Genomic DNA, 10808 nt, shown 5'->3' with positions numbered 1-10808 from the left:
TCGAGCAATTGGTTGAGTTGGGCAAGGGCAACAAGCAGTTTGATGCCAATGATCAGCACATTGTCCATATCGTCGATTGGCTGTGGCAATACGCGTTTGATCAGCGCGCGTCGGACATACACATAGAGCCGCGTCGTGATCTCGGCATCGTGCGATTTCGTATCGATGGTGTGCTGCATCAGGTTTATCAGATTCCGATGGCGGTCATGAATGCCATGACCAGCCGGATTAAACTGCTTGGCCGCATGGATGTCATCGAGAAGCGCCGTCCGCAGGACGGGCGGATCAAGACGCGGACGCCAGCCGGGCAGGAGGTTGAACTTCGTCTCTCGACGCTGCCGACTGCCTTCGGCGAAAAGCTGGTTATGCGGATTTTCGACCCGGAAGTGCTGGTCCGTGATTTCCGTTCGCTTGGTTTTTCTGATGAGGATCAGTCGCGCTGGAAGCAGATGACGGCCTCACCGAACGGCATTATTCTGGTGACCGGGCCGACAGGCTCAGGCAAGACCACGACGCTGTACACGACGCTGAAGCAGTTGGCGACGCCGGAAGTTAACGTATGCACCATCGAAGATCCGATCGAAATGGTGGAAGCTGCGTTCAATCAGATGCAGGTGCAGCAGAGCATTGATCTTGGCTTTTCGGATGGTGTGCGCGCCTTGATGCGGCAGGATCCGGACATCGTCATGATTGGCGAAATCCGCGATCTTGAAACGGCTGAAATGGCGATTCAGGCAGCATTGACTGGCCATCTGGTGCTATCAACATTGCATACCAACGATGCGCCATCGGCGATTACCCGCTTGCTTGATCTTGGCGTACCGGCCTATTTGATCAATTCGACATTACTGGGCGTCATGGCTCAGCGCTTGGTGCGTACCTTGTGTCCGCACTGCAAGAAGCCGACGCCAACGACCGAGGACCAGCGTGCCGCCTGGCGTTCGCTGGTTGCTCCCTGGAAATCGGGCGAGCCGGCGCAGATCTGGCAACCGGTTGGTTGTCTGGAGTGTCGGATGACTGGTTACACCGGTCGTGTCGGGGTCTATGAAATCCTGATGAATTCGCCCGAGATTCGTCGTCTGATCAAACCGAATACGGAAATCCCCAAGCTGCGCGAGCAGGCTTTCCGTGAAGGGATGCGCCCCTTGCGAATTTCCGGGGCGCTGAAGGTGGCGCAGGGCGTGACTTCGCTGGAAGAGGTGATCAAGGTCGCGCCGCCGTCTGACGATAGTTAGAAAAATATTTTGATATTGGCGGTTTTTTCCGGTTGACCGTGGTAGTCAGGTTGGCGGACCAATAATTGCACTCACGCGGGTTAAATCAGGCTCGATTTTCGCCGTACCGCATCGACATAAGCCATGGCATCCATGGGCTTGCCTTCGCGCTGGGCGCGCCAGATCGTTTCGCCCAGACATTCAAGCAGTACGTGTTCGGCATCGTGCGGGTCCATACGGGCGCGCAGCTGCTCAAAGGCCATGCGGATGCCGGGTGGTTGGTCGATGCTGACCTGCTCGTGAATGGCGAGGTGAAGCGATAGATGCAGGAACGGGTTCATTGCACCACCTTCCGGCGTCCATTCCTTTTCCACGGCGGCATTGGCGTCGCTCAGCAGGGGTTGGTATTCCGGATGACGAGCGGTAATATCGGCAGCGGTTACTTCGGCGCCAACCAAGGGCAGGCGGTCAATGTGCTTTTTCCAGGCATCGCAAAAGAATCGGCGGACCTGGTCGCGGGAGGGATTAAACATGAGCGCTTTCAAACAATAAGGTGAGTGCAGTGTTGTGGAGCAGGCGGTTGCGGCCGGCTAGCGGGGCAATCTGCCCAGTGCCGTAAGCGCCGAGTAGCGGCGTGTCGGGGAATGTTTCGCGAAATGCCACTAGGTCGCGATCATCGTCGCCGTAAAACAGCGGGCCGCGGCCAATGCATGAAAACATTAATGCAAAATTTGGCGGTTTTTTCCGGTTGACCGCGGAAGTCAGCGCCTGACGCATTTCGTGCTCGGCGGCGAGTGGTTGGCGAATTGCCCAGGTAATTGTTTCGCCTTCGCTGAAGCTGTCGGCAAGGGTTAGAGAACCGTCGGCATTGGCTGACAGGAGGGCGATGCCAGGATCATCCGGATGACGCAGGGCGGCGATCTGATGCAGAGGCAGGTTATCGCGTAACTCGGCCGGCAGGACGCGACGCAGACTATCGACAGCACTGTGGCCGCCAATCTGGCTCAATTCATAATGCTGGCAACGTTCGACAGCCTGGGCTTCGCCGAGCAGGCGCAGGCCTCTGGCGCATACCAAGCGGGTCTGTAGTCCAGGCAGACGAAATTCGGCGCAAGCATTATCCGTCGTCCGGCCGTGCGACCAAGCCACCGCATCGGCATCGAGGAGGCCGGCACGTGGGGCATCGTCCTGCCACTCGAAAGGTAGCCGGCCGTGGCCAGTGAAGGAGAGGATGGGTGAGTCCTGCTCTGCATGCCTGGAAGGCGACGAAAAAACGAGCGCGGCTGCCGCGGGCTGGTCGAGTTGCCAGCCCCGTTCGGTGAATAGCCCGCTGGCTGTGCAGCCACTGACTGAAAGGCAGCCCGCGCCGCGTGCTGCGGCGAGGACGGCTGGCTGGGGATGACGACTGAAGTCACGACTCAGGAAAAGAATGACGTTGTCGGCGCGTTCCAGCCCGGCTGTGGCCAAGGCCGCCTGAACTGCAGCATGCGCCAGTTCGGGTTCCGGCCGATGGCCGGCTACCAGTGCACTCGCTGCTTTCATACAGTTTTTCCCCGGTAGCTGCACAAGTCGATGACCACACAGCGCCCGCATTCCGGCTTCCGCGCCTTGCAGATATAGCGTCCGTGCAGGATCAGCCAGTGGTGAGCATCTTTCTTGAATTCATCAGGCGTGACACGCAGCAGCTTCTTCTCGACCTCATCTACCGTTTTGCCAGTGGCCAGCCCGGTACGATTGCCGAGGCGAAAAATATGTGTGTCGACAGCAATGGTCGGATGGCCAAAAGCCGTGTTGAGTACGACGTTGGCAGTCTTGCGGCCAACGCCGGGCAGGGCTTCCAGTGCGGCGCGGTCATCGGGAACTTCACCGTTGTGCAATTCGAGCAGCATGCGACAGGTCGCGATGACATTTTTCGCTTTGGTGCGGAACAGGCCGATGGTCTTGATGTATTCGATTAGCCCCTCTTCGCCAAGCGCGAGCACCGTAGCCGGTGTTGGAGCAACCGGATAGAGTCTCGCCGTTGCCTTGTTGACGCCGACATCGGTTGCCTGAGCCGACAAAATGACGGCGATCAGTAACTGAAAAGGCGTTGCATAGTGCAGTTCGGTCGTAGGAGCCGGATTGCTGTCACGCAGGCGGGTAAAGAACTGCTCGATCTGTAATTTTTTCAAGGTGGATGACGAGATTGGATTGTCAGGCGCTTCGGGATACGCCATATTGTTGAAAACAAATTCTACCTGACAGAGAGGGTGGGCTCCCATGCCGCGTACAACAGAAGGCAATCCAATTGCCCTGACGCAGTTGCTTGAAGGTAATCCGGTTGCGACCTTCGTCATCGATGCAGAGCATCGCGTTACACACTGGAATCGTGCCTGCGAGGTGCTGACTGGTGTTAGTGCCGTTGAAATGATCGGACGCAATGAGCAATGGCGCGCTTTCTATGCCGAGCCTCGCCCCGTGCTGGCCGATTTGATCGTTGATCAGGCAGTGGAAGTGGCCGTTGCGACCTTCTATGACAGCAAGTTCAAGCGCTCCGAGTTGATCGATGGAGGGTGGGAGGCGGAAGATTTTTTTCCGGCCTTTGGTGAAAACGGGCGCTGGCTGTTTTTTACGGCGGCCGCGATCCGCAATGACGAGAACGAAATAGTCGGCGCTATCGAAACCCTGCAGGATGTCACCGCCAGAAAGCAGGCAGAGGCAGCCTTGCATGATTCGACGGCCTTTTTGTCACAGATCATCGATGGCTCCTCGGTCGCGACGCTGGTCATCAATGCCGAGCACCGCGTCACCCACTGGAACCACGCCTGCGAAGTGTTGACCGGCATGTCTGCCAGCAACGTGATCTGTACGGAGAACCACTGGAAAGCCTTCTATGCCGGGCGGCGTTCAATCATGGCAGACCTCGTCCTGGATGGGGCCGGCGATGTTGAAGTGGGTCGTCTCTATCATGGCCGTTATCGGCAATCGGCGCTGGTTCAGGGGGGATACGAGGCCGAAGATTTTTTTCCCCATTTTGGTGATGGTGGCCGTTGGCTGTTCTTTACGGCCGCGCCACTGCGTAATGCGGCCGGAGATATCGTTGGCGCCATCGAAACTTTGCAGGACGTCACTGAACGGCGTCGGGCAGAAGAAGCCTTGCGCGAGAGCGAGGAGCGTTACCGCACATTGAGCCTGACCGATTCACTGACCGGGCTTTTCAATTCGCGCCATCTGCACGATTGCCTTATTGCAGAGGCTCAACGGACTTTACGCTATGGTCGGCCATTGTCTTTGCTGGTCCTTGATTGCGACAATTTCAAGCGCGTTAACGACAGCTTTGGTCATCTGGAAGGGGATCGGGTATTACAGATGCTGGCAGAAGTGATCCGACATTGCATGCGCCGCTCAGACAGCGGGTTTCGCTATGGCGGTGAAGAATTTGTCATCCTTATGCCTGAAACGGCATTGAGTTCAGCTCAGTCACTGGCCGAACGTCTGCGCAGTGCCTTTAGCGCTCAGGTGCTCCATTCTGCAATCGGTGAAGAAATTCGCTGTACGGTCAGCATTGGTGTTGCCGAGTGGATGCCTGGTGACAGCCAGAAATCGATTATTCAGCGAGCGGATGCGGCGTGCTATCGAGCCAAGGAGCGTGGCAAGAACTGTGTCATTGTTGCCAGCGCGAGCGAGTGATAGATAACTGTTGTTAATTGCTGAGCATTTGCTGGGCTCTTCCACGCTTCCGGGAAGAGCTGTCTGTCGGGCGCTTAAATGATCAACTTCCAATGTCACCCAGTTGCCAGGTTGGCGCCTGCTGCGTGATGCCGTTGATTCCGGCGGGATCGCCGAGCTTGGCTGTCGAGGTGCTTTTTCGGTGCAGCCTTACGGGAGCAGCATTTGGCTGTGTATCGCTCTGGCGGGCTCGCAATTGGCCGCAACCGCCGTCCACATCCTGCCCCGCGGAGTTGCGTACTGTTGTCCGGATTCCATGGGCGTGCAGATGCTTGGTCAGCGCCGTGATATGTCCATAGCTAGGGCGCCGATAGCTGAGGGCAGCTGTAGTGTTGTACGGAATCAGGTTCATGATTGCGTACTTTCCCTTGAGCAGGCGAACGATGCCATCCATCTCTTCATAACTGTCGTTGATGCCATCGATAAGCGTCCATTGGTACTGGATCGGGTAGCCGGTCGTTCGGGCATAATGTTCCGCCAGCTCGACGAGCTCCGCAGGCTCGATGTGCGGCGCCTTGGGTAGCAGTTCGGCACGCAGTGCTGTGTGAGTTGAGTGCAGGGACAGAGCGAGGGCCGGGATGACGCGTTCCTTGGGCAAGCGTTCAAAAACGCGACGGTCGCCCACGGTTGAAAACACCAGATTCTTGTGTCCGATACCGGCAAATGTGCCTAGCGTATCGATGGCTTCGAGCACGTTATCCATGTTGTGCGACGGTTCGCCCATGCCCATGAAAACGACGCGCGATACCTTGCGCCGGGCTCGGCCCAGAACAACCTGAGCCACCATTTCCGCACTGCTGACTTGACGAAGCAGGCCATCACGGCCGGTCATGCAGAACGTGCAGCCGACAGCGCAACCGATTTGCGTCGACACGCACATACCGTCGCGTGGCAAGAGCACGCTTTCTACCGTTTGGCCATCAGTCAGTTCGACCAGAAGTCGAGAGGAGCCGTCCTCGCCCGGGTGTTCGGAGCGCACACGAGCCAGGCCAGACAATTCATTCTGCAAGGCAGGCAGTACCGTGCGCAAGGCAAGTGGCAAGTAGTTCTCGGGCTGATGGCGGCGTGCGCCTGAATCGAGTGGTTTGGCTTGGGTCCAGGCGCGCAGTACGCGGTCCACGTGGCAATCCTTGCCACCTGCGGTGTACATGGACTGGCGGATAGCTGCAATACGCATGCTGGTGTTTCCCTCGGGCCCGCGAGGGGCAGGCATCTTTAGTGGCAGCCGGCGGCAGCGATTGGCGTGGGTGGTTTCATATTGGCACGTTCTGCCGCCCGTGCCTCCATCCAGTTTTTCCAGGCGATCATGCAGCCGAGCAGAATGAAGGCACCGGGTGGCAGCAGTGCAAGCAGGAAGCCGGGGTAGCTTTCCGGCAGCAACTGGATAGGATGAAGGCTGGAGAAAACCATGTCTATACCACCGAGAATGGTGCCGTTGCCAAGGAATTCACGCATGGCACCGAGCAATGCCAAGGTCCATAACATGCCGATGCCCATGGAAACGCCGTCAAATGTCGCTTGTATCGGTGCGTTTTTGGCAGCAAAGGCTTCGACGCGAGCCAGCACGATGCAGTTGGTGACGATCAGCGGAATGAAGATGCCGAGTACCAGATACAACTCATGCAAGTTGGCATTGAACAGCAGGTCCACTACGGTGACCAGCGCGGCAACGATGAGGATGAACACTGGAATGCGGATTTCATGCGGAATCAGGTTGCGCAACGAGGCGACCGCAAAGCCCGAGATGGCCATGACGATGATAGTGGCCAGTGATAGCATGATGCCATTGACCGCGTTGGTGGTCGTTGCCAGTAAAGGGCAGAGGCCGAGAATCTGGACAATTGAGGTGTTCTGCTTCCAGACGCCGTTGCCGGCAATGGTCTTGACTTCATCACGCGTGATCATTTGGCGACTCCTTCGGAAAACAGCCGGTCACGATTGGCTTCGGCCCATTTGACGGCTTTCAGCACGGCTTTTGAGACAGCGCGCGGGGAGACGGTTGCGCCGGCATAGGAGTCGAGGCGGCCACCATCTTTCTTTACTTTCCATTCCCTGTCCGGTACTTGAGCCGCCGACATGCCGTTGAATTGTGTGATCCACGGCCGTGCCTTGTTCTTGTCCTTCTTTATCTCGACATAGTCGCCAAGCCCGGGCGTCTCCTTGTGCTGGGTGACGCGCACGCCAGCGACTTCACCGTTGGCGCGGATGGCTAAGATCAGGCGAATCTTGCCAGCATAACCATCTGGAGCCACGGCTTCAAAAATGAACCCAACCGGTTGTCCGTTCTTGCGGGCACGATAGAGCAGGGTTGGGTCCGCAAGGCCAAGTTCAAGCGTTGCTGGCAGGCGTAAGGTGTCTTCCAGCAGTGCGTTGTCGTACTCGCTGCGAGGTAGAACTTCATCGACCAATTTCATTTTTTCTTCGGCGGCCGAGGCTTCGATCGCTGGCTTGGTCCACAGATAGGCACCCGAAAGCAAGGCGGTGAAGATGATGACAAAGACGAACAGGATGGCGGCCGTGCGTACCGCCATACCGGGAGCGGAAATCCCCTTCACGGCACTCATGCTTTGTCCTTCATGCCAAAGACCGGCGGCTGCGTCAGCAGGTCGATCAGCGGTGCGCTCAGGTTCATGAGCAGGACAGCGAAAGCCACGCCGTCAGGATAGCCGCCAAAAACTCGGATGATGTAAGCGAGCAGGCCAACGCATCCACCGAAAATCAGCTTGCCACGCGGCGTCGTACAGCCGGAAACGGGATCGGTCGCGATGAAGAAGGCACCGAGCATGCTGCCGCCGGAAAAAAGGTGGAACAGTGGGCTGGCAAATTGTGCTGGCTGATATATCCACAAGGCGCCGGAAATCAGGGTCATGGCACCGATGAATGCGGTCGGGATGTGCCAGCTGATCAGCTGGCGCTGCCACAGCCAGATGCCGCCGATCAGGTAGCACGCAGCGACCCATTCCCAACCGCGGCCGGCGATATTTCCATAGATAGCGTGATTGGTCAGCACGCTGCTGACGTTCAGCTCGCCCTCGCTTAGCTTCAGCGCCGTCTTCAAGGCATCGAGAGGGGTCGCACCCGAAATCGCATCAACGCGCGGCGCGAAACCGAGAATGACATTGATTTGGTCAAGCAAAGGCATTTGCAAGCCGACGCTTGGCCACTGCGACATCAGTGCCGGAAAGGCAACGATGCAGACAGCGAAGGCGACCATGGCCGGGTTAAATGGATTCTGCCCAAGGCCACCGTAGAGGTGCTTGGCAACGACAATGGCAAACAGGGTCCCGGTGACCACCAGCCACCAGGGGGCCAGAGGCGGAAAGGCGAGGGCGATCAGCCAGGCGGTGACTATCGCCGAACCATCGGACAAAAACATGGCCAGCGGCTTCCCCTGTATGCGCAACATGCAGGTCTCTGCAAACAGTGCGGTGAGTGTGGCAATGAGCAGTTGTACCACGATGGCCGGACTGATCAGCCAGACATAGGCAGCGATACCTGGCACCAGTGCGAGGCAGACTTGGATCATTACCTTGCTGACGCTGGCGTCTTTTAGGAGGAAAGGGGCGGGAGCGAACATTATTCGGATTTCTCGCTGGCTGGAGACGATACGGTTGCCGGATCGGCTTCAATCAGGTGGGCGGCGACACGGCGGGATTCAATTTCGGCAGCGGCACGCTGCTGTTCCGGTGTCAGATTGTCGGTATTCTTTGGCGGAACAGCTTCACGCTGTGCCTTGGCTCTTGCCATGGCAGCTTCGATTGTTGCCTTTTTTGCGGCTTTTTCGGCGTCGACCGTGGTAGTTGCCGGGGCTGATTCAGGTTTTACCTCTGGCGTCCCTGGCATGTTTTCTGGCGGGGTAGCTGCCGCGACTGCGGCTTCAGCAGCTTTCTTGGCGGCCTGGGCGGCAGCCGCCTTGGCCAGTCTTTCGGCCTTTTCGGATTTCTCGCGCTCTTCGCGCAGTTGCTTGAACTCGAAGCGGGCCTTGGCCTGATCGGAGGCATTTTTTTCCCGTTCGCGCGCCCAGATTTCGCTTTTGGCAAAGCGGAAATACTGGACGAGCGGGATGCGCGACGGGCAGACGTAGGAGCAGCAGCCGCATTCGATGCAGTCGAAGATGCTGTATTCCTGCGTCTTGCCGAAATTCTTGGCGCGCGAGAACCAGTACATCTCGAAGGGCTGCAGTTCGTGCGGGCAGACCCGGGCACAGGAGCCGCAGCGAATGCATGGCATTTCCGGCGCCTTGGGAGGAAACAGCCTGTCGTTGTGAGCGATCAGGCAATTGGTTGTCTTGACTACCGGGACCTTGGGGTTCGGCACCATGAAGCCCATCATCGGGCCACCCATCAGAATGCCGTCGGTATCCGGGTGTGGTTGGGCCAAGGCCAGCAACTCGTCCATCGGCGTGCCGATCAGCACTTCATAGTTGCGCGGCGCCTGGACATTGCCGGTGATGGTCAGAATGCGCGACACCAGCGGTTCGCCGTGGGCGATGGCGCGCCAGGCGCTGTAGGCTGTGCCGACGTTGAAAACCTGGACGCCCATGTCGGCCGTCGAGCGCATCGAACCGGGAACTTCCTTGCCGGTCAGTACGCGGATCAACTGCTTGGCGCCGCCGGCCGGATAGAGGGTGGGCACAGCGACGACCGAAAATGCCTCTTTTTGGGCGTCGACCGCAGCCCGCATGGCAGCGATGGCTTCGGGCTTGTTGTCCTCGATGCCGATCAGCACTTTTTTCGGTTGCAGCAAATCGCGGAAAGCGGCGATGCCACGGACTACTTCATCGGCCCGTTCGCGCATCAGCAAGTCGTCGCAGGTGATAAAGGGTTCGCACTCGGCACCGTTGATGATCAGCTCATCCATCGCCACGCCCTTGCTTGGCGTCAGCTTGCCGTGGGCCGGGAACCCGGCGCCGCCGAGGCCGACGATGCCGCATTGCTGCAGGTGATGGAAAACGTCGGCGGCCGGTACCGCCCGATGATCGATGGGTGTGCGGGCGATCCATTCATCCCGGCCATCCGGTTCGATGACAACGCACAGCGAGTCGAGGCCGGAGACATGGGGGCGGACATGCATGGCCACCTCGACCACGGTACCCGAAGTCGGGGCATGAACAGCGGCGGAAATCCAGCCGTCAGCCTTGCCGACCATCTGGCCCTTGAGTACCTTGTCGCCGGCTGCCACGATCGGCTGCGGCATGCCGCCGATACTCTGGTGCAAAGGTATGACCAGGCGCGAAGGCATTGGTGCCTGGGCAATCGGCAAGTGGTTGGATTGCAGCTTGTTGCTCGGCGGCTTGACCCCGCCCTTGAACTTGAACAGATTCATCAGCATCAGGCTGCTTCCTTGATCGGCGCGGCCTTGATCTCGACGACAGGGTATCTCCACTTCCAGTTGTCGATAGTTTCGGGAATCACGGCCATATGGATGCACTCGACCGGGCAGGGCGGCAGGCAGAGTTCGCAGCCGGTACATTGCTGGGTAATGATGGTGTGCATCTGCTTGGCAGCGCCGACGATGGCATCGACCGGGCAGGACTGGATGCACAACGTGCAGCCGATACAGGTGTTTTCGTCGATGATGGCGATTTGTTTCGGCTTTTCTTCAGCGTCGAGCGGCTTGACTTCGCGGCCAAGCAGGTCGGCCAGACGTTGAACGCCTTCAGCGCCGCCGGGTGGGCACTTGTTGATTTCCTCGCCATTGACGATCGCTTCGGCGTAGGGCTTGCAGCCAGGAAAGCCGCACTGGCCGCACTGCGTCTGGGGCAGGATGGCTTCGACCTTTTCGACCAGCGGGTCGCCTTCAACCTTGAATTTAATCGAGGCGAAGCCCAGTGCAGCGCCGAGCACGACGGCGCCGAGGGCCATGATGGCAATGGCGAGCAGGATA

At 58.4% G+C, this 10808-nt stretch carries 11 protein-coding genes (1 of these 11 only partly in view); 2 read left to right on the top strand and 9 right to left on the bottom strand.

The window, feature by feature from the left end; translation table 11 throughout:
- Nucleotides 1-1235, top strand: partial view of a type II/IV secretion system protein gene (locus IPJ12_03730; GenBank protein MBK7646283.1) — the 3' portion only. The gene continues 550 nt to the left of window position 1, outside the view; 1235 of the gene's 1785 nt are visible here — the last part of the coding sequence; its start codon lies beyond the left edge, outside the window; its stop codon occupies nt 1233-1235.
- Between the two features lie 80 nt (nt 1236-1315).
- Here the strand turns inward: IPJ12_03730 and IPJ12_03725 are convergent, their stop codons facing one another.
- From IPJ12_03725 to nth, 3 genes are read right to left on the bottom strand one after another with little or no spacing between them, the layout of a single operon-like run.
- A complete protein-coding gene (locus IPJ12_03725) occupies nt 1316-1747 on the bottom strand; it encodes a DUF1841 family protein (protein ID MBK7646282.1) in 432 nt (143 codons plus the stop codon).
- Nucleotides 1740-2756, bottom strand: coding sequence for an FIST C-terminal domain-containing protein (locus tag IPJ12_03720; protein MBK7646281.1), 1017 nt, complete (start codon nt 2754-2756; stop codon nt 1740-1742). Before IPJ12_03720 ends, IPJ12_03725 begins: the two co-directional genes overlap by 8 nt.
- A complete protein-coding gene (nth, locus tag IPJ12_03715) occupies nt 2753-3430 on the bottom strand; it encodes an endonuclease III (GenBank protein MBK7646280.1) in 678 nt (225 codons plus the stop codon). The genes IPJ12_03720 and nth overlap by 4 nt, the downstream gene beginning before the upstream one ends.
- Nucleotides 3431-3473: 43 nt before the next feature.
- Between nth and IPJ12_03710 the strand changes: the two genes are divergently transcribed.
- Nucleotides 3474-4883: a diguanylate cyclase gene (locus tag IPJ12_03710; protein MBK7646279.1), complete on the top strand. Its 1410-nt coding sequence runs from the start codon at nt 3474-3476 to the stop codon at nt 4881-4883.
- An 82-nt stretch (nt 4884-4965) separates the two neighbouring features.
- Here IPJ12_03710 and IPJ12_03705 read toward each other — a convergent pair whose 3' ends face one another.
- From IPJ12_03705 to rsxB, 6 genes are read right to left on the bottom strand one after another with little or no spacing between them, the layout of a single operon-like run.
- Nucleotides 4966-6099 (bottom strand): RNA methyltransferase, encoded by a 1134-nt coding sequence (locus IPJ12_03705; GenBank protein MBK7646278.1) that lies wholly within the window; start codon nt 6097-6099, stop codon nt 4966-4968.
- Between the two features lie 38 nt (nt 6100-6137).
- Complete coding sequence (locus IPJ12_03700) at nt 6138-6827, bottom strand: electron transport complex subunit E (protein ID MBK7646277.1); 690 nt, start codon at nt 6825-6827, stop codon at nt 6138-6140.
- Nucleotides 6824-7486 (bottom strand): electron transport complex subunit RsxG, encoded by a 663-nt coding sequence (gene rsxG, locus IPJ12_03695; protein MBK7646276.1) that lies wholly within the window; start codon nt 7484-7486, stop codon nt 6824-6826. The genes IPJ12_03700 and rsxG overlap by 4 nt, the downstream gene beginning before the upstream one ends.
- The gene (locus tag IPJ12_03690; protein MBK7646275.1) at nt 7483-8499 is read right to left on the bottom strand and encodes an RnfABCDGE type electron transport complex subunit D; all 1017 of its coding nucleotides are present in this window, start codon (nt 8497-8499) and stop codon (nt 7483-7485) included. The genes rsxG and IPJ12_03690 overlap by 4 nt, the downstream gene beginning before the upstream one ends.
- On the bottom strand, nt 8499-10253 hold the full coding sequence (gene rsxC / locus IPJ12_03685; GenBank protein MBK7646274.1) for an electron transport complex subunit RsxC: 1755 nt from the start codon (nt 10251-10253) through the stop codon (nt 8499-8501). Before rsxC ends, IPJ12_03690 begins: the two co-directional genes overlap by 1 nt.
- The gene (gene rsxB / locus IPJ12_03680; protein MBK7646273.1) at nt 10253-10807 is read right to left on the bottom strand and encodes an electron transport complex subunit RsxB; all 555 of its coding nucleotides are present in this window, start codon (nt 10805-10807) and stop codon (nt 10253-10255) included. The genes rsxC and rsxB overlap by 1 nt, the downstream gene beginning before the upstream one ends.
- Nucleotide 10808: the final 1 nt, after the last annotated feature.

Source organism: Betaproteobacteria bacterium (assembly GCA_016709965.1).
Lineage (GTDB): Bacteria > Pseudomonadota > Gammaproteobacteria > Burkholderiales > Rhodocyclaceae > Azonexus > Azonexus amarohabitans.
The sequence above is the reverse complement of the archived record's forward strand: the minus strand, read 5'-3'. Positions and strand labels throughout refer to the sequence as shown.